Consider the following 17,860-nt stretch of genomic DNA (forward strand, 5'->3'; position numbering starts at 1 on the left):
ATATCCTCAACCTGTGTTCAATTTTGCAACAGGAAATCAACATGAATCGTAAAATCGTCTTGATCACGGGCGCTAATCGCGGTTTAGGCCGGAATGCAGCGGTAAAACTGGCGGCTAAGGGCCGGGATATCATTCTGACCTACCGCAGTCATCAACATGAAGCGCAGGACGTGGTAAGGGAAATTGAAAGCGCAGGCGGCCGCGCAGTGGCGCTCCAGCTGGATGTCGGCGACCTTAGCCAGTTTGATCGTTTCATGTCTGAAGTGAAAAATGCACTGCAACAGCACTGGCAGCGTGAGACGTTTGATTATTTAGTGAACAATGCCGGCCATGGGCACTATAAACCTTTTATTGAGACCACCGAGGCTGAATTTGATGCGCTGATGAATGTGCATTTCAAGGGGCCTTACTTCCTGACTCAGACGCTATTGCCTGCGATAGCAGACGGCGGGCGCATTCTGAATATCTCCAGCGGATTAACCCGCCTGACGTACCCCGGTTCCGGAACCTATGCCTCAATGAAGGGCGCGATGGAAGTGCTGACGCGCTATCAGGCTAAAGAACTGGGCGAGCGGCGCATTCGCGTTAACATCCTGGCGCCGGGTGCCATTGAGACCGACTTTGGCGGCGGGCGCGTGCGCGATGATAAAACGGTCAATGACACTATCGCCGCATTAACCGCCCTGGGCCGGGTGGGCCTGCCAGACGATATCGGCGATGCCGTTTGCGCCATCCTCAGTGAGGAAACCAGCTGGATCACTGCGCAGCGTATCGAAGCATCGGGTGGTCAGGCGCTGTAATTTTAGGGCGGCTTTGCCGCCCTTGTGCCAGCTTCCGGGTTAGCGCCTGATGGTGCCCTCTATCACCGTCACGGTTTTCCCCCCGATCCAGATCGTATCGCCCTGATATTCCACCGTCACGCGTCCCTGTCGGTTTACCTGAGTACCCTGACGGACGCGATAATCCTGCGTTTTGCCCTGAGCGGCGAAGTAACGTGCCAGACAGGCATTGGCGCTGCCGGTGATCGGATCTTCGGTCAGGCTTCCATGCTCAATTATCAGGCCGCGAACCTCGTACTGTTCCGCTTCTCCTGCGGGCAGTGGGCCGAATGGCATAATGCCAGTGACGTTGGCGTGATGGACAAGCCGCTGTAAATCCGCAATATCAGGCTTAATTGCCAGGACCGCATCGGCACTGATCATCGGGATCAGCAGCCAGCGGATGCCCATATCGACCACCACGGCATCCTGCGCGGTATCGAGCGCATGGCTGTTGAGCGCCGCGCTGATAAGCGCATCATGAAACGGTGTTAAGGTGGCTTTTGGCGCGGCAAAGGCCAGCGTGCTGTCGTCGGCAATTTTTATCTTCACGTTGCCCACGCCGCATTCCTGAATTATTACCCCCGGCGTTTTTGTCTGGAAGCCCGCTTCCAGTAAAGCATGAGCGGTACCGAGCGTCGGATGGCCGGCAAAGGGCAGTTCGCCCTCTACGGTGAAGATACGCACGCGGTAGTCGGCCTGATTATCCTGCGGCGGCAGGACAAAGGTCGTTTCAGATAAGTTAGTCCAGCGTGCGATGGCCGCCATCTGGCTGTCGTCCAGACCTTGTGCATCCATGATGACGGCCAGGGGATTGCCGTTAAACGCGGCCGAAGTAAATACATCTACTTGTTTAAACGCAACGTGCATTTTGACTCCTTGTGAATGAGGTAAAGATGTTTTTTCTTGCTCCGGCAATTGCTTATGTCAGTTAACAGGGCTATGAATAAGTTAAGCAACTGGATGGAGCCTGCTATGTTAAAAATTCTTGGACGCGCCTCCTCAATCAACGTGCGCAAAGTACTTTGGCTGTGTGACGAACTGGACCTGCTCTACGAACGTGAAGAGTGGGGAGAAGGGTACAAATCCACGCACTCTCCTGAATTTATCGCGCTTAATCCTAACGCCATGATCCCGGTGCTGATTGATGAAGACCTGACGATGTGGGAGTCCAACGCCATTCTACGCTATCTGGCCACCGCCTACGGTGGCGACTGGCTCTATCCCGACAATCCGCGTGCGCGTGCGCCGGTGGATCAGTGGATGGACTGGCAGTCGACGGAACTTAACACCTCATGGCGCTATGCGTTTATGTCACTGGTGCGTAATTCGCCCGCCCATCAGGACCCAAGACTGTTGGCCGCCGCCTGTAAAGGCTGGTCCCACACCATGGGCATCCTCAATCAGCAGCTGGAACATACCGGTCGCTACGTTGCCGGGCGTAACTTCAGTCTGGCGGACATCCCTATTGGGCTGGCCGTTAACCGCTGGTTTGAAACGCCGCTTGACCATCCTGATTTACCGGCCGTGCGGACCTACTACGAACGCCTCACTGAACGGCATGGCTATACCATTTGGGGACGTAATGGCACGCCCTGATCCCGGCCCGGTGGCAGGCCAGCGAGTTCGCAGGCAACCGCCCCCGCGCGGATGATGGCGCGAACATAGCGCTGATCAAACGGATAGCAGCATGAGAGGCGCAATGCATGGTTATAGCGCTCGCTCAGCGAATACAGTGCACCTGGCGTGACACAAATCTGCTCTTTCAACAGACGGGTAAACATCTCTGTGGTATTCACATTGCCGGGCAGTTCGACCCAAAAAACGAAGCCGCCGCGCGGTAACGTAGCCCGGGTACCCTGAGGAAAATGCTGCGCAATCAAACCGCGCGCTTCATCCAGATTGCTGGCATAGCTACGGCGCAGGCTGCGCAGATGGTGGTCGTAACCTCCGTTGGCAAGAAATTCTGCCAGGGTTTCAGACAGCAGGGCCGATTCCGCCATGGATGACACGGCTTTAAGGCGTGCAATGGCATCATGAAAGCGGCCGGCTGCAATCCAGCCGATGCGAAAATCGGGCGCAACGGTTTTCGTGAAACTGGTGCAGTAGAGCACCCAGCCATGCTGATCGAATGACTTCACCGTAGGAGACAGCGGCCAGTCAAACTGCAACTCATCGTAAAGCCCGTCCTCAATCAAAGGAACGTTGTAAGTGTTTACTAACTTTGCGAGCCTTTTCTTGTCGGGCAACGACATTCCAAAGCCCAGCGGGTTCTGCGCAGAGGGCATGGCAACCAGCGCCTGAATACGCTTTTCCTGGAGCAGCATCTCAAGTGCATCCAGCGACAGGCCGCGCTGAGGATCGGTAGGAATCTCCAGTGCCTTCAGGCCCAGCGATGCCAGCAGGGGAAACAGGAAGAAATAGGTGGGGGATTCCAGACCGACACAATCACCCGGCCGGGTCACCGCCCTGAGTGCCAGCTGAAGTGCCTCCATGCAGCCATGGGTAAGGGTGATCTCATCGGCGGCGAGCGACTGGCCACTATGCAAGGCACGTCGCGCAATCTCCTCCCGTAAGCGCTCACTACCCGGCGGAAGCGCGTAGCGACCAATAAGTTGTGGATCGCGACGTAGCAGAGAGGCCGTAATGCGCGCCAGTCTGGCTGACGGAAACAGGTCACTGTCCTGCGGACAGGCCAGCGAAATATTGGTGTAATCCGGATGATTTTGTGCGGCGAAAACCTTATCAATCAAGTCCAGCTTCTCGTTGCCTGGATCGCGAACCACCCGGGAAGAGTGCTGGGCATCTCGCGTCACCACCGGCAGCACGCCGCGCACGTAGTAGCCCGATTGCGGGCGCGCCTCAATCAGACCGCGATTCTCCAGCAGCTGCCAGGCATTCAGCACGGTGTTCACGCTGACTTGATGTGACTGAGCAACGCGCCGGATGGCGGGCAAGCGCTTGCCCGGTTTTAGCGTGCCCTTGTGAATGGCCTCGGCAAAGCTGTCGGCCAGTTGCTGATAAAGTCTGTGCTCGGACTGGGTTTCAGGGGACACAATTGCCTCCGCAGGTAACAGGTACAGTTGGAATCAGTTCTGATTGTACCCATCAAAATAGCGATTTCTTGTCTCTGTTACCATAGCTTTTCTGATCGTAGCATGGTGTTCTCTCTTTCATCAGGAACGCCACTATGCTCGATCCTTCCTTCTTTAGTTATGTCACCGTGATGTCGATTACGCCGGGGCCAAATAATCTGTTGCTCGCCACTTCCGGTGTTAACTTTGGTATGCGCCGGACGTTACCGATGGTGTTTGGCATTTTGATTGGCTGTGCGCTACAAACCGCCATTGCGGGGCTGGCGCTGGAAGTCCTGCTGCACTGGATGGCATCTGTGCGTCTGCCGCTGACGCTGGTGGGATGTGGTTATTTGTTATGGCTGTCATGGAAAATATTTCGGGCGAATGCCCCCGAAGCGCGCGCAAAGCCGCAGCCCATGACCCTGGTGGGTGGGGCCTGTTTTCAGGCTATCAATCCAAAAGCCTGGTTAATGGCCAGCAACGTGGCACTGCTCTACAGCGCCAGCAGTGGCGTGCTGACCGTGATGGGGGCTTTTATGTTGCTCAATCTGCCGTGCATTTTATTGTGGGCTGCACTGGGTGACCGCCTGCGCGGTCACCTGCAAATCAACTGGAAACGCCAGCTGTTTAACAGCCTGATGGCGCTGTCGCTGGTGGTGACCACGATCTGGATGCTGGTCGATGCCTTCAGGCTTCTCTAGTCCGGTGGGCCTGACGCGGTCGTCAAGGGCGACGTTTCGTTCTGGATTTCCGACACATCATCGCCACGAATGCGCACGTAGCGATGATGTTTTGCGAGCTGCCGTGGGTTATTTGCCTATGACATAGGCGGTTTCACGGCCTTCATCGTTGGCAGCCACTGGCGTAACCGGCGTGTATTTGAGCTGCAGGATACGGCTGGTTTCTGCCAGTACTTTTTCAGTCAGCGCCACATCGCCATTCAGCTTACGGCCCCAGGACGGCACCACGGCACGGATTTTATTTTGCCACTCCGGCGACGCCATCTGCTCCGGATAGACCTTATGCAGCAGCTCCAGCATAATCGGCGCGGCGGTCGAGGCACCTGGCGAGGCACCCAGCAGCGCTGAGACAGAGCCGTCTTCGGACGACACCACTTCCGTGCCTAAACGCAGCACTGCGCCTTCTTTCTCATCTTTCTTGATGATTTGCACGCGCTGCCCGGCCGTCACCAGGCGCCAGTCTTCCTGTTTCGCCTGTGGCACATAAGCACGCAGTGCATCCATACGATCGCGGTCACTTTGCAGCACCTGATCCATCAGGTATTTCACCAGATCAAAGCTTTTCAGTCCGACCTTGATCATGGGCATTACGTTGGTGCTGTTGAGTGAGGCAAACATATCCAGCAGCGAGCCCTGCTTCAGGAATTTGGTCGAGAAGGTCGCAAAGGGACCAAACAGCAGCACCTGCTTGCCGTTCAGCACACGCGTATCGACATGGGGCACGGACATCGGTGGCGCGCCCACGCTGGCTTTGCCATAGACTTTCGCCATGTGCTGTTTCACGACGTCTGGATTCTCGGTGACCAGGAAGGAACCGCCAACCGGGAAGCCCGCATAGCCGTTGGCTTCCGGAATGCCGGCCTTCTGCAGCAGCGGCAGCGCCGCACCGCCCGCGCCAATAAAGATCTTTCCAGCCGTCAACGTGCGGCGTGTACCCTCTTTCATGCAGACGAGCGTCACCTGCCAGCGGCCATCATTAAGGCGGGTAATCTCGCGCACTTCCTGATGCATCCGTAAACGGAAGTTGGCTTTTTGCTCCAGTGAAGCAATCAGCTGGCGCGTTACTTCACCGAAATCGACGTCGGTACCCATGTCTGTCCAGGTTGCTGCCACTTTCTGATTCGACGCACGGCCTTTCATGACCAGCGGAATCCACTGTGCGATTTGTTGCGGATCTTCAGAGTAAGCCATGCCGCGGAACAGCGTGCTTTTCTGTAAGGCAGTAAAGCGCTTGCGCAGGAACGCGACATTATCATCGCCCCAGACAAAGCTCATGTGCGGAGTGCTGTGAATAAAGCTTTTCGGCGTATGCAGGTTGCCTTTCTGAACGTGATAAGCCCAGAACTGGCGAGAAATTTGGAATGACTCGTTAATCGCAACGGCTTTGGCGATATCGATACTGCCATCGGCTCGCTGAGGCGTATAGTTCAACTCGGCCAGCGCCGCATGGCCTGTACCCGCGTTGTTCCAGCCATTTGAAGACTCTTCCGCTACGTGTCCCAGCCGCTCCACCATTTCGATGGACCAGTCAGGTTCCAGATCCTGAAGCCAGGTTCCTAACGTAGCACTCATGACGCCTGCGCCAATAAGCAGTACATCAACGTCTTTACGCTCCTGCGCCCTGGTGGTGTCCTTTCCGCTAACACTCATCATGAGCGCAAGATTTACAGCTGATTTGCACATGAGGCGACATCTCCTCTTCTGTTGACCTGAAGCTCAACAGCGTTGCAGGCGAAATAGTCACGCTTCTGATGAGCGCGTTGCGCTATTTCCGGGTTAAGACTCAGGTATGGGTTAAAGCGACGATAACGAGTTAACTCAACGTTATGCTTTGTTGCCCAAATATAACATTCTCGTATCGGATTTAAACATTTGTTTATTTTTTAAATGCAGAAATGATTCAGCATAAGAAATAATCATAATGCCTGGCTGGGTATAAGGGAGATTTTTCTTTTAACTCAGTGAGTTAAGTTGAAATGGATGTTGCGAGATTGCCTCTTTATGGTGCAGGGTGAAAATGTCACCCAAGGGAAGGAATAATTTAAACTTATGAAAAATGGCGTTTATTTAATTTTATTCTTTGAGGTGAATTTTTAATCGTTGGTGTATCTGGCCCATTTGTGTAAAACAAATGTTACATTTTTGTGACCTCAGGAGTGGCCCCATGCAGGATGCCAGCACGGTTGCGACGCCTCAGGAAATACGCGTGACAGCGTAATTTTAAGATTTTCTTCAGAACAGAAAACCGGCCAGGGCCAACCGCCCGGCAGCCCTGTATCCAGGCCGCTTTTGCAGGACAGCGTTGTCACACCTTGAACCAGCGACGCCAGACAAAGCGGATAACAAAAAACTCCAGCGCGCCCAGCACCAGGAACCACAGGCAGAACACCAGGGTGTACAGCTGGCTCAGATCCTGTAAATGAAACAGCTGCTGCAAATGCTGCGCCACCGTCAGGCTAAAAGCCGGTGCGGGTAGCAGCAGGGCAGACAGAAAGCCCAGCAGTAAAATGCCACCGGGAAGGATTAAGGACTCGAAAGGGTTATTCATGAGCAGTGTTCTCTGTTTATCAGCCGGACATTTTCCGGTATTCCGTGCAGAGGTTCAATCATGCTCTGCCGCTACCTGTCATTCCCGGAGGAAAGCTGTCGAGAAAAGGCTTAAATGACATTAACTTAGCGGCATTCATAGCGACTGTTATGAGTTATAGCCTTTGCTATACTTAAATCCCTGATTTTATTGTCTTTTTATATCGATTATCGCGTGATAGACTGCGCGCACTTTTTAAATAACCGAGCAAATTGTGTGATGGATTTAGCATGAAGCCGTGCTTTTTCATCCCAAGTGAACGAATCATGACCTTTATTGCCACGCTTATTCTTGCTTTTGGAATGTCAATGGACGCGTTTGCCGCCGCACTGGGCAAAGGTGCAACCTTGCATCGTCCTGGCCTGAAGGAAGCCGTGCGGACCGGTCTGATTTTCGGTTGTATCGAAGCCCTGACGCCGCTTATCGGTTGGGCGCTGGGCCTGGCGGCCAGCCAGTACGTAGCGGCATGGGATCACTGGATTGCCTTTTTCCTGCTGGCCTTTCTTGGCGCGCGTATGATGATGGAAGGCTTCCGCAAAACAGCCACAGAGCCTTGTGAAGCACCGCAGAGTCACGGCTTCATGGTACTGGCCACCACGGCGGTCGCAACCAGTCTTGATGCCCTGGCCGTCGGGGTTGGACTGGCGTTCCTGCAGGTAAATATCGTGACCACGGCCCTGACTATCGGTGCGGCAACCACCGTAATGGCCACCACCGGCGTGCTGATTGGGCGTTTTATCGGACCGGTGTTGGGCAAATGGGCTGAAGTGCTGGGCGGCCTGGTCCTGATTGCTATTGGGTCAACCATTCTTGCAGAGCACCTGGCCCTGTTTCAGTAACGCAGTTAAAAGTGAATTTTGTGATCTGGTTCAAAATTTATTGATGCTTTAAACAGCAGGCGCTATACTTTTGCTGTAGATATTCAACAAAATTTTAACCGGATGATGTATGAAACGTTTTTTTAAGTACGTGTTCCACGCTTATGTCGAAACCTTTAAACACGTACCGCCAGGCGCGCTGAACTAAGCGCCCACCGAATACCCTCGATAGTCGCGGTCAGGGATTGACCGGTGATTATCACCTCGTTATCTCGCCCCCCCTTTTGATTGTCCCCTGTCATAACGACAACCTTATCTGCGTGACCTTCCTGACATCCTCCTGCTGACACAACGTGATACATCTGGACATCCGATGTGCCAAACGAGGTACGATTTTCATCGCTATTTTTGCTACTCTGCGCGCCAATTTCTTGTAAAACATGCGGTTATAACCCGTAATCATCATGAGGCGGTCATGCAGCTATGCAGTTTTTACCTTCCTGAACAGGGGAAGAAAAGCTTTGGTATCGTTAAGGCTCAAGGCGTAGTGGATGTCGGTATGCGCCTGGGAAAAGCCTGCCCGGATTTAAAAACCTTCCTGACGCGCTCGTCACTGGCCGACCTGACTGCTTTTGAGGCGATGCCCGCCGATCATGTTTGGTCAACTGTGCAGTTTCTGCCCGTCATCGAGCAGCCTGGTAAAGTGTTTTGCGTGGGCATGAACTATGCCGATAAACGCCAGGAATTCGCCGCCACGCTGGATGCCCCCACGTTATTTGTACGCTTTGCTGACTCCCTGGTCGGCCATGAGCAACCGTTGCAAAAACCCACCACCACCCAGGAGTTTGATTACGAGGGGGAACTGGCGGTGATCATCGGCCAGCCTGCGCATCAGGTTAAGGCGGAAGAGGCGCTGAGCGCGGTGGCAGGATACAGCTGCTTTATGGATGCGACGGTACGCGACATGCAGTTTACCTGGTTTACCGCAGGGAAAAACTGGCCGCAAACCGGAGGCTTCGGGCCCTGGATGACTATCGCCGACGAGATCCCTGATCCGCAGCAGTTGACCATTAAAACGGTGCTGAACGGTCAGGAAGTACAAAACGATACCACCGGCAGCATGGTGCATCCGGTAGCCAACATTATTGAATACGTTTCCGCCTTTAGCCCGCTGTCGCCAGGCGATGTGATTATCACGGGTTCACCGGGCGGCGTGGGTAAAAAACGCACGCCGCCGCTGTTCATGTTCAGTGGCGATGTGGTTGAGGTTGAGATCGAAAAAATCGGCCGCCTGCGCCATACCATTGCCTGACCCAATGCATTAACCGCCTGCCTCTGCCATTCCCGTCCTACACTCAATGGATACCCAGGAACAGGAGCAGCTGATGAGGCGTACCATCCAGTGTAGAAAGCGGCAGGGCATGGCGCTTGCCGCCGGGATCGGCTTAGGTGTCGCGGCGGTCATGTGGGGCACGAAACGCTGGCAGCAAATGAAGCAAACGCCGCCGGTTTCACCACGCAGTCATCACGCGGGATTGGCGGGTTATTATCAACAGATCGGTGACTGGCGCATGTTTACCCGCGTCACGCCTGAGGAACCTCAGGGGTTGCCCGTGGTGCTGATTCACGGCCTGGTAATGTCGGGGCGGTCGATGGAATCACTGGCATTGGCGCTGGGACGGGATTATCACGTTCTGGTGCCCGACCTGCCAGGCTTTGGCGGTAGTGCGTTGCCCGCATCCGCACCGGTTCTTTCGGTGAAAGCGCTGGCCGATATCCTGTGGCAATGGTTACAGCATAACGGATTTCAGCGGGCGATCTGGGTTGGGAGCGCTTTTGGCTGCCAGGTGCTGGCGGCTCTGGCGGATAAATACCCCGAAGCGGTGGCAGGCCTGGTATTACAGGGGCCCACCGCCGATCGCCACGCGCGCAGCGTGGTTCGTCAGATATGGCGAGGCTGGCGTAACAGCCGAATGGAAGCGCATCGATCGCCCGACTCGCTGGCCCGAATTGACTGGGCGAAAGCCGGTTTGCCGCGAGCCTTTGGCACCCTGCGCGCCATGCTGAACGATCCTATCGAACACCACCTGACCTATCTCACCGCGCCAACCCTCTTGCTGAGAGGCTCGCGCGATCCGGTTTGCCCGGCGCGCTGGCTGGATGAGCTGGCGGGGCTGCTGCCGCACAGTGAAAAAATCACCCTGCGCGGCGGCACGCACCGGCTGCACTATGTCTATCCGTGGAGTTTCTGCCACGCCATCCGACCTTTTTTGGTGCGTATTCAGCAGGAGAGCCAGCATGAGTAAACCTCCCAAGGGCATTGCCCGGTTTGATTCAGCCGCCACGATGCTGCTGGCCTTAGCGAATGCGCTGCACGATCGGCCTTTTGCCAGTCCAGGCCAGTCGCCCATGTTAGACCGCTTACTGCCTTCACTTGATCGGTTACCGACCCGGCTGCGTGAGTGGGGCTATGCGGTCAGTGGCCTGGCCGAGGGCATCAGTCACAAACAGGCCAGTGAACTGGACGTCGAAGGCATCGCCGAATGGATGGTCAGTACCTATCCGCAGCGCGATTATCCGGCTGCGTTTGTCGGTGCCACTAACGGTGCCATGGTGCATCTGGCCGCGGCGATGGGAACGCCGTGGCTACCGCAAACGTTTTTGTGCCCGGTGCGGGTACAGCAGAGCGATCCGGATGACGCCCAGTCCGAATTTGAAAACGGCAAGGCCGTGGCAGCAGCGTTGCTGGCGACCTGGCCTAAGCTTGCCGTGCACCACATGCAGGATCCGAGTCAGGATCGCCTCCTGCTGGAAAAAATGCACTATTTCCGCCTGAAGCTGCGCGACATGCCGCTGGCCTTCAATGAGTTTCTGCTGGGAGGATTACCGGCGGGATCAACACTATTCATTAATCACTGTACGCGACAGTGGCCGGTAACGCGCACCAGTGACCGCTCTTTCTTTCAGTTTGGCGCCCCCGGCGGCGCAACCGAAAAGGAGTATTTGCAGGGCGGGCCGAGAGTGGCGGAATATCTGGCGCGGGCAGGCGTGGATCGGGCGCGTTGGGAACCGCCTGCTATCACCGACCACGTCCCTGAAGCCGAATGGGGGCTGGATGGCTACCTGATTTCGCCACTGAAAAAGCTGGCAGAAGCCCAGCGCTGGCGGCTGATGGAGATTCGCTACGACCATCCCGAAGCGCTGAGTTTCGTGGTCGCTGAAATTTATCGCGACTGGTATCTGGCGGCGGGCATATTGCCTGCCCGGCTGACGGTAGACAGCTTTTTACTCATGGATCCTTGGTGCAGCATGCAGCAGCACGCGATTCCGTTCTGGCTGATGTTTCCATCCGTGCCGTCGGCTGATGCGCTGCAGCGCTTTCTTGTAAAGCAGCCGCCTTTCAACCATATCGATATGATGCTGTATTCGCACGGCACCGACAGCATTGGCCTGGCGGACGTCGATCGCTGGAAACAGCTGTTAGCCTTCGCCAGGGAAGAGGGCGCATTAGTCGGGGTAGATGAAACGCGCTTCCCCCACGATTTTGCCACCTTTTCCCGGTTCGATTCGGCGCTCCGGGAGCGCGCCCCGCTACTGCCTGCGCCGCCGCCGCTCAGTATTGATAAAGCGATTGCGGGCATTCAGCGTTATGGTGCGCGCCATGGCGTGACCCTCCACCCGCTGACCTGAATCGGGGATATCAGGCGCCGTCCGTGATGGGTTTGCGCACCAGCAGCAGGTACGCCAGGGCGCCAACCAGGGTGACGCAGGCGCAAATCATCAGCGCCAGGCTGAATGATTTGGTGGTATCCAGCACCCATCCGGTCACGACCGGCGCAAACGAGGCAAAGATAAAGCTGGCGAAGTTTTGAATGCTGCCCACGGACGCCGTCATACGCGCGGTGACGTTGGCATGAATCAAACCCCAACAGGAAGTACCGGCAAAGTGGATGCAAAACAGCGCCATCCCAATCAGCGTCACGGCGCTGGTGGTGTCGGTCGCGCGCGTCACGATAGCGGTAAACCCGGCAGACAAAATCATACCGCTGACAATGCAGACTTTACGGGTTTTTACCGCATCCCAGCCGCGCCTGACCAGCGCATCAACCACATAGCCATTTAACAGCATGCCTGCGGCACCGAACAGGAAGGGAATGGCCGCCAGTAATCCCGTGCTTTTCAGGTCGAGATGATAGGTGGATTGCAGATAGCCCGGCAGCCAGGCGATATACAGCCAGGCGGTATAGTTGATGCCGCTGAAGCCAATCATCATGCCCCACATGGTGCGTTGTTTAAACAGCCCACGCCATTCTTGAAAGCTGATCGGCTCTTTACGCGATGCCACGCTGCCTGCCTGCAGGTAGTGGATCTCTTCAGCGCTTAGCTGTTTGTTATCGCGATCGCGGTAAACCAGGTACCAGCCGATGGCAAGAAACACACCCAGAATCCCGATGGTGACAAACATGCCGCGCCAGCCCAGAACCAGCATCATGGCCGCCAGGATCGGCGGCGCGATGGATAAGCCAATCATCGAGGCGGCGTTAAACATCCCCATCGGCATACCGCGATCTTTAATGTTAAACCAGTCGTTGATGACCTTGACCCCGCACGGATTCATGGGGGCTTCACCAATGCCGAGCCCAATACGCACCAGGACAAACTGCGTAAAGTTATGCACCAGTCCGGACGCGGCCTGGAACAGGGACCAGATAAACATTCCCAGGCCCAGCATAATGCGCGGTCCTTTACGGTCCAGCAGCGCACCGGCGGGCAACTGCGCCAGCCCATAGGCCAGCGAAAACGCAGACAACAGCACGCCGATCTCGGTGGCGCTCAGCCCCATTTCATCACGAATGGTCATGTTGGCCACAGACAGCGAACTGCGATCCAGGTAGTTAATGACGGCAGCAAACAGCAGCAGCAGCATGGCGGTAATCTGGACTTTACGAATGCGCGGCGAGCGCACGATATCACTGCGCCACGGCACAAACGCCTCATCGGGCGAAGTGTCGGACGGGTTCGCGTGATCAACAACCGATCTGTGTTCCATGGCAATCTCCCCGGGCAGGCGATTCATCATTATTGTGAGTATTACGGTCGCCCGGCGGTACAAGGCCGTCGGGGCGTTGCGCTGAGAGTAGGGGGAATGAACAGGATATGTTGTAAAGTTGTTTCAAAATCGTGCGGGAGCTAATGCTTTGTGGTTTTTAATCGGGTTTTAATTGTACTGATTAATGCTCCGTACCATAGAGCGCTTGGCGGTAGCCAGGTGGTTATGCAATGCGCACAGCGCATCCACATCCCGGCGGCCAATCAGGGCGGACAGAATCGACATATGCTCTTCCAGCGCGACGATGTTGCGCTGCTTAAGATCGCTTTCATCCCACTGATAATGCGAATGAAAAATCACTGAAATAATCTCCAGCGACTGATTAAAAAAGGGGTTGTTGGCGGCAGACAGGATCAGCCAGTGCAGCTCTTTATCGAGGGCAGCAAAATGGCGATAGTTGCTGGCGATCGTTTCGCGCATCGATCGGTGGCGATCCAGCAGATCTCTGGCCTGGATCCAGCGTTCATCCTCTCTGGGCAAATTTAGAAAGCGGGTAAGCGCATGAGTTTCCAGCATCTCGCGTAGCTCAAATAACTTTTCGGCGTACTCCTGTGAAAACTTTTTCATCTGCCAGTGGCCGCGTTTAACCGGTTCCAGCAGGTTATAACGCATAAAATGCAGCAGGAATTCCCGTACCGCTACCGGGCTGACGTTGGCCTGTTTTGCCAGTTGCAGTTCGCTGAACGTGTCACCGGGCTGCAGCAGTCGCTGATTAATCATATCAAAAAAGCGTTTTTCCACCTGGCTGGCCTGCAGCTCTATGGCTGGCGTGACGGTGCTGAGGCTGTCTTGCTCTTCAGGCTCGCGCACGATGACCCAGCTCTCTTTTACGTTCTCCAGCACGCCGCGTTGGTGCAGATAACGCAGAGCATGCCGCACCGTAGTGCGGCTGATATTAAACATTTCAGCCAGGGCGGCCTGTGGCGGCAGGGGCGACTGAATATGACCCTGGGCAATGCTTTCCAGCATATGGTTGATCACGTTATGACGTAAATTCTGACTACGGCTCATGAGCGGCTCCGGTTTTTTATGCATTAAAAACCATTGAAGGCCCAAAAAAACCGTCACGCTTCACAGAACGCGCAAAGGAAATGCCTTGTCACGGCAAGATTAGCCATAACTGCGCTAACGATAACGGGAGTCTTACCATGACAACAATGAAAGCATTAGTCATCGCCGAACCACGCAATATGGTCTGGACCACGCGCGCAACGCCTCAACCCGCGCCAGGGGAGGTGCTGATTAAAATTGTCAGCGCGGGCATCTGCGGCACGGATATCCATGCCTGGGCGGGAAACCAACCTTTTTTTAGCTATCCACGGGTACTCGGGCATGAACTCTGCGCAGACATTGTTGAAACAGGCAGCGCCGTGGAGGGGTTTGCCGTTGGCCAGCGCGTGGCGCTGATCCCCTATCTCTCCTGTTATCAGTGCGATGCCTGCCAAAGTGGTAAAACCAACTGTTGTGAACATATCTCAGTTATTGGCGTACATCAGGATGGTGGCTTTTGTGACTATCTGAGCGTGCCTGCGTCAAACCTGTTGGCCGTGGATGCGCTGGCACCTGAGGCGGCGGCGCTGATTGAACCCTTTGCGATTAGCGCCCATGCGGTAAGGCGTGCGGCAGTGGCACAGGGCGATGCCGTGCTGGTGGTGGGCGCTGGCCCTATTGGGCTGGGGGCGGCGGCCATCGCGGCGGCCAATGGCGCGCAGGTCATCGTGGCGGACACCAGTGAATACCGCCGCCAGCACGTCAGTCAACAGCTGGGTCTTCCCGCGCTTAACCCGGCTGACGCCGATTTCATCACCAAGCTGCGCGCTGGATTTAACGGTCAGCTGGCGTTAACCCTGATCGATGCCACGGGCAACCCGGCGGCCATGAACGCGGCGGTTAACCTGATTCGGCATGGCGGTACGGTGGTTTATGTAGGCCTGCACAAAGGCGATCTGGTCATCCCCGACAGTGAATTCCACAAAAAAGAGAGTACGTTGATGGGCAGCCGGAACGCTACGCGCGAAGATTTTGACCGGGTGCATGAACTTATGGCCGCCGGGAAACTGCGAGCAGACATGATGCTGAACCGCCGTTTCGCCTTCTCTACGCTGGCAGAGCATTTTGAGGAAGCGGTTATCAACAATCGTGAGTTGATTAAAGGCGTTATCGATTTTGATCGCTAACGGTGGATGACAGGAGCCGTCTCGCCGCCAGGCTTATCGGCTGAGCAACTGAAAAAAGTGTTTCCGCACGGCCTCCGCATCAACCCCCAGTGCGATGCGCTGTCGAGGCAGATTGCGGAAGGGATCATGCCGGGACGCCAGGGCACTCAACTGACGCACCGTCTGGCCGCAGGCAATGCCTTCCGTAATGACACGAAGCGGGCTTTCCACCAGCGTGAACGCGTCAGGCAAACACAGCCAGGATATCGTCAGCGTGTCATGCAGCGCCATACCAGAAAAGCCTTCTTTCTCAAGGCTGTATGCCAGATAGGGGCGGCAGATCGCATGCAGGACGGGTTGATGAAGTCGATCGACCTCATCGCTGTGGATCAAGACGTTATGCGTGACATCGAGCGGGATCACCACGATCGGCAAGGTGGAAGAGAGAACCTGATCGGCGGCGTGAGGATCTTTCCAGATATTAAATTCGCTGAAGGGCGTGACATTCCCGCTGTGCCCATCCGTGCCAAATGCGCCACCCATCATGACCAGCTCTTTCACCAGCGGAATAATATCCGGCGCCTGATTGATTGCGCTGGCGATATTGGTCAGCGGACCTATCGCGACAAGCGTGATTTCACCAGGACTGGCCCGCACGCTGTCGATAATAAACTGAACGGCACCGGGTGCCTCATCGCTGAAGGGATTATCAAACGCGTCCCCTAAACCATCTTCGCCATGCAGTCGGGCAGGCGCGCTCGGCGCCTGGGCCAATGGACGTGAACAGCCCCGGTATACCGGTACCTCAATCGCCATTTTGTGGCAAAACAGTCGGGCATTTTTCACGGCCTGCCCCACCGCAACGTTGCCAAACACCGTAGTAATGCCCAGCAAATGTTGGGTGCGGGCGGCATAAGCCAGAGCAAAGGCATCGTCTACGCCGATATCAGTATCTAAAATGACAGTTCGCACAGGCCGCTCCAGAACAGGCTCATCCCTTCGCTATGCGTGAAGGGCATTAAACGGCCCTTTAAGGCCGCTGGCAGGTCACCATTTAAGCGGAAAACGGCTCAAGAGGAAACCTGAATTGTGTGGCCCAAAACCGTCTGCTTTGCGGCAGCCTGAGCGGGGTCATCTGTCCAGGCGGCGTCGGTTGGCATTGCTGATTTCCCCGCTCAACTGTGGTTGCCAGTCAGAAAAAGGCGTCGTATTATGGCGCGCATAAGGTGATGGCGTTCCACCTTTCCCAACCGCCTGCAGGCGAAACCTGCGGCTGATGACGCCTGACATTATCCTTAATCCTTTCGCGGGAGCTGGAGTGTCAGGTGCATGCATTTTTTCTGGCCCTCCACCCTCTTCTGCGCAAATCCTGAAATGGAGTCTGTGATGTTAAAACCGCTATTGGCTGTGATTTTGGGCGGCAGTGTGGGCTGTGTACTGCGTTGGTGGTTCGGTATGCGCTTTAATGCGTTTTTCCCCAATCTGCCACCGGGGACTTTGCTGGTGAATTTGATTGGCGGATTCGTGATTGGCGGTGCAATGGCCTGGTTTATCAAAAATCCCTCACTCGATCCCGCCTGGCGGTTACTCATCATTACGGGCTTATGCGGCGGGCTCACCACGTTTTCCACGTTTACAGCAGAGTTAATGACCTTATTGCAGACCGGCAAATACCTGTGGGCGATGAGCAGTGCGCTGGTGCATGTCATTGGCTCGTTACTGATGAGTTTTGCCGGTTTCGCGCTCATTAACCTGTTGGGCTAGCCTGAGGGCCAAACCGGCATGTCTGCGGTTTAGTCCTGCAAGCACTGAGCAATAAACCCGGCGGCGTGCATCGCGCCCTGACCCGAAATCGTGTGACCGGTCTGCGGCTCAAATACCGCTTCGACCAGGACGCCAGCCGCCTTCAGGCGAGTGGCCGCCGACTCGCTTTCACTGGCCGGTATGACCGTATCAGCACGGCCATGAATTATCAGGGCTGGCGTGTGAGGTGCTGGCGTCAGCGGGCCGTCAAAGGCCAGGCGTCCGGAAAACGCCACCACGCCCGCGAGCGGATAACGCCCGGAAGCCAGCAGATCCAGCGCCATAATTGAGCCCTGCGAAAAGCCCACCAGAATGACGTTTTCCCAGCGATCTGCCATTCCGTGCTGCGCCATCAGATGACGAATAACGTGGTCAAAGGCCTCGCGGGCTTCACGCACCCGACCCGGGCGATTTTCCGGCGTAATCCCGGCCAGGCTAAACCACTGATAGCCCGCGCCATGCTCAAAGACGTAAGGCGCATCCGGTGAGGCAAAGGCCACATCCGGGAGCAGGGTTGCCCAGTCGTCGCCAATGGGGGCCAGATCGTCGCCGTTACTGCCCACGCCGTGCAGGAAGATCACCAATGCTTTTGCCATGTCCGTTCCTTCGCTGTTTTGTCAGATTCTGCAGGCATTTGAACAGCTGGCGGGATTAACGTCAAAACCTAACGACGCTTCAGGTCGCGCGTTGGCATGAGGCATTCCGTGCCGTTCTGCTTTCCCTGAACCCTAAAACCTGCTTGACTGACGTG

At 55.7% G+C, this 17,860-nt stretch carries 18 protein-coding genes and 1 riboswitch; of the genes, 10 read left to right on the forward strand and 8 right to left on the reverse strand.

The genetic code is table 11. The annotated features are described in order from the left end of the window. Nucleotides 1-41 precede the first annotated feature (41 nt). Complete coding sequence (locus AAIE03_RS18940) at nt 42-800, forward strand: SDR family NAD(P)-dependent oxidoreductase (RefSeq protein WP_014594859.1); 759 nt, start codon at nt 42-44, stop codon at nt 798-800. A 39-nt stretch (nt 801-839) separates the two neighbouring features. Here the strand turns inward: AAIE03_RS18940 and AAIE03_RS18945 are convergent, their stop codons facing one another. Continuing rightward, nucleotides 840-1,688 (reverse strand): PhzF family phenazine biosynthesis protein, encoded by an 849-nt coding sequence (locus AAIE03_RS18945; protein ID WP_014594858.1) that lies wholly within the window; start codon nt 1,686-1,688, stop codon nt 840-842. Between the two features lie 105 nt (nt 1,689-1,793). Between AAIE03_RS18945 and AAIE03_RS18950 the strand changes: the two genes are divergently transcribed. Then, nucleotides 1,794-2,417, forward strand: a complete 624-nt coding sequence (locus AAIE03_RS18950; RefSeq protein ID WP_014604785.1) for a glutathione S-transferase family protein — start codon at nt 1,794-1,796, stop codon at nt 2,415-2,417. On the opposite strand, the gene AAIE03_RS18955 is transcribed toward AAIE03_RS18950, so the two are convergent. After that, nucleotides 2,384-3,874, reverse strand: a complete 1,491-nt coding sequence (locus AAIE03_RS18955) for an aminotransferase-like domain-containing protein (RefSeq protein ID WP_064411843.1) — start codon at nt 3,872-3,874, stop codon at nt 2,384-2,386. The genes AAIE03_RS18950 and AAIE03_RS18955 overlap by 34 nt on opposite strands. Nucleotides 3,875-4,008: 134 nt before the next feature. Here AAIE03_RS18955 and AAIE03_RS18960 point away from each other — a divergent pair, with 134 nt between their 5' ends. Continuing rightward, nucleotides 4,009-4,596 carry a LysE family translocator gene (locus AAIE03_RS18960; protein ID WP_498563136.1) on the forward strand — a complete coding sequence of 196 codons (588 nt, stop codon included), beginning with the start codon at nt 4,009-4,011 and terminating at the stop codon, nt 4,594-4,596. A 108-nt stretch (nt 4,597-4,704) separates the two neighbouring features. On the opposite strand, the gene mqo is transcribed toward AAIE03_RS18960, so the two are convergent. Both mqo and AAIE03_RS18970 read right to left on the reverse strand, forming a co-directional pair. Beyond that, nucleotides 4,705-6,318 carry a malate dehydrogenase (quinone) gene (gene mqo / locus AAIE03_RS18965; protein ID WP_014594855.1) on the reverse strand — a complete coding sequence of 538 codons (1,614 nt, stop codon included), beginning with the start codon at nt 6,316-6,318 and terminating at the stop codon, nt 4,705-4,707. Nucleotides 6,319-6,940: 622 nt separating this feature from the next. Next, nucleotides 6,941-7,183 carry a DUF1158 family protein gene (locus tag AAIE03_RS18970; protein WP_013027643.1) on the reverse strand — a complete coding sequence of 81 codons (243 nt, stop codon included), beginning with the start codon at nt 7,181-7,183 and terminating at the stop codon, nt 6,941-6,943. A gap of 305 nt (nt 7,184-7,488) precedes the next feature. Between AAIE03_RS18970 and mntP the strand changes: the two genes are divergently transcribed. From mntP to AAIE03_RS18995, 5 genes are all read left to right on the forward strand, one after another. Then, nucleotides 7,489-8,061: a manganese efflux pump MntP gene (gene mntP / locus AAIE03_RS18975; RefSeq protein WP_024472222.1), complete on the forward strand. Its 573-nt coding sequence runs from the start codon at nt 7,489-7,491 to the stop codon at nt 8,059-8,061. 109 nt (nt 8,062-8,170) lie between these two features. Continuing rightward, nucleotides 8,171-8,248, forward strand: a complete 78-nt coding sequence (gene azuC / locus AAIE03_RS18980; RefSeq protein WP_112900613.1) for a stress response protein AzuC — start codon at nt 8,171-8,173, stop codon at nt 8,246-8,248. A 267-nt stretch (nt 8,249-8,515) separates the two neighbouring features. After that, a complete protein-coding gene (locus AAIE03_RS18985; protein WP_210451134.1) occupies nt 8,516-9,352 on the forward strand; it encodes a fumarylacetoacetate hydrolase family protein in 837 nt (278 codons plus the stop codon). Between the two features lie 73 nt (nt 9,353-9,425). After that, entirely contained in the window at nt 9,426-10,346 is a 921-nt protein-coding gene (locus AAIE03_RS18990) for an alpha/beta fold hydrolase (protein ID WP_243408622.1), read from the forward strand. Further along, entirely contained in the window at nt 10,339-11,730 is a 1,392-nt protein-coding gene (locus AAIE03_RS18995; protein WP_210451135.1) for a hypothetical protein, read from the forward strand. Before AAIE03_RS18990 ends, AAIE03_RS18995 begins: the two co-directional genes overlap by 8 nt. 10 nt (nt 11,731-11,740) lie before the next feature. Here AAIE03_RS18995 and AAIE03_RS19000 read toward each other — a convergent pair whose 3' ends face one another. Continuing rightward, a complete protein-coding gene (locus AAIE03_RS19000; protein ID WP_015699336.1) occupies nt 11,741-13,090 on the reverse strand; it encodes an MFS transporter in 1,350 nt (449 codons plus the stop codon). Between the two features lie 168 nt (nt 13,091-13,258). Beyond that, on the reverse strand, nt 13,259-14,161 hold the full coding sequence (locus tag AAIE03_RS19005; protein WP_210451136.1) for a GntR family transcriptional regulator: 903 nt from the start codon (nt 14,159-14,161) through the stop codon (nt 13,259-13,261). Nucleotides 14,162-14,298: 137 nt separating this feature from the next. Between AAIE03_RS19005 and AAIE03_RS19010 the strand changes: the two genes are divergently transcribed. Further along, nucleotides 14,299-15,327, forward strand: coding sequence for a zinc-binding alcohol dehydrogenase family protein (locus AAIE03_RS19010; protein WP_072404726.1), 1,029 nt, complete (start codon nt 14,299-14,301; stop codon nt 15,325-15,327). 33 nt (nt 15,328-15,360) lie between these two features. Here the strand turns inward: AAIE03_RS19010 and AAIE03_RS19015 are convergent, their stop codons facing one another. Continuing rightward, nucleotides 15,361-16,278, reverse strand: coding sequence for a nucleoside hydrolase (locus AAIE03_RS19015; protein ID WP_013027635.1), 918 nt, complete (start codon nt 16,276-16,278; stop codon nt 15,361-15,363). Nucleotides 16,279-16,522: 244 nt separating this feature from the next. Next, a riboswitch (Fluoride riboswitch) is annotated at nt 16,523-16,599 on the forward strand. A 93-nt stretch (nt 16,600-16,692) separates the two neighbouring features. Here AAIE03_RS19015 and crcB point away from each other — a divergent pair. Next, the gene (gene crcB / locus AAIE03_RS19020; protein WP_015699341.1) at nt 16,693-17,070 is read left to right on the forward strand and encodes a fluoride efflux transporter CrcB; all 378 of its coding nucleotides are present in this window, start codon (nt 16,693-16,695) and stop codon (nt 17,068-17,070) included. A gap of 29 nt (nt 17,071-17,099) precedes the next feature. Here crcB and AAIE03_RS19025 read toward each other — a convergent pair whose 3' ends face one another. Further along, complete coding sequence (locus AAIE03_RS19025) at nt 17,100-17,705, reverse strand: alpha/beta hydrolase (protein ID WP_072138376.1); 606 nt, start codon at nt 17,703-17,705, stop codon at nt 17,100-17,102. Nucleotides 17,706-17,860: the final 155 nt, after the last annotated feature.

This window comes from Pantoea sp. Ae19-2 (genome assembly GCF_059801205.1).

What these genes read in the sequence shown, in the direction of transcription:
- AAIE03_RS18995 (WP_210451135.1), top strand. Translation starts at nt 10,339, where the DNA reads ATGAGTAAACCTCCCAAGGGCATTGCCCGGTTTGATTCAGCCGCCACG.
- AAIE03_RS18990 (WP_243408622.1), top strand. Translation starts at nt 9,426, where the DNA reads ATGAGGCGTACCATCCAGTGTAGAAAGCGGCAGGGCATGGCGCTTGCC.
- AAIE03_RS18960 (WP_498563136.1), top strand. Translation starts at nt 4,009, where the DNA reads ATGCTCGATCCTTCCTTCTTTAGTTATGTCACCGTGATGTCGATTACG.
- AAIE03_RS18940 (WP_014594859.1), top strand. Translation starts at nt 42, where the DNA reads ATGAATCGTAAAATCGTCTTGATCACGGGCGCTAATCGCGGTTTAGGC.
- AAIE03_RS18950 (WP_014604785.1), top strand. Translation starts at nt 1,794, where the DNA reads ATGTTAAAAATTCTTGGACGCGCCTCCTCAATCAACGTGCGCAAAGTA.
- AAIE03_RS18970 (WP_013027643.1), bottom strand. Translation starts at nt 7,183, where the DNA reads ATGAATAACCCTTTCGAGTCCTTAATCCTTCCCGGTGGCATTTTACTG.
- AAIE03_RS19025 (WP_072138376.1), bottom strand. Translation starts at nt 17,705, where the DNA reads ATGGCAAAAGCATTGGTGATCTTCCTGCACGGCGTGGGCAGTAACGGC.
- AAIE03_RS19005 (WP_210451136.1), bottom strand. Translation starts at nt 14,161, where the DNA reads ATGAGCCGTAGTCAGAATTTACGTCATAACGTGATCAACCATATGCTG.
- mqo (WP_014594855.1), bottom strand. Translation starts at nt 6,318, where the DNA reads ATGTGCAAATCAGCTGTAAATCTTGCGCTCATGATGAGTGTTAGCGGA.
- AAIE03_RS19010 (WP_072404726.1), top strand. Translation starts at nt 14,299, where the DNA reads ATGACAACAATGAAAGCATTAGTCATCGCCGAACCACGCAATATGGTC.
- mntP (WP_024472222.1), top strand. Translation starts at nt 7,489, where the DNA reads ATGACCTTTATTGCCACGCTTATTCTTGCTTTTGGAATGTCAATGGAC.
- AAIE03_RS18945 (WP_014594858.1), bottom strand. Translation starts at nt 1,688, where the DNA reads ATGCACGTTGCGTTTAAACAAGTAGATGTATTTACTTCGGCCGCGTTT.
- AAIE03_RS19000 (WP_015699336.1), bottom strand. Translation starts at nt 13,090, where the DNA reads ATGGAACACAGATCGGTTGTTGATCACGCGAACCCGTCCGACACTTCG.
- AAIE03_RS18985 (WP_210451134.1), top strand. Translation starts at nt 8,516, where the DNA reads ATGCAGCTATGCAGTTTTTACCTTCCTGAACAGGGGAAGAAAAGCTTT.
- azuC (WP_112900613.1), top strand. Translation starts at nt 8,171, where the DNA reads ATGAAACGTTTTTTTAAGTACGTGTTCCACGCTTATGTCGAAACCTTT.
- crcB (WP_015699341.1), top strand. Translation starts at nt 16,693, where the DNA reads ATGTTAAAACCGCTATTGGCTGTGATTTTGGGCGGCAGTGTGGGCTGT.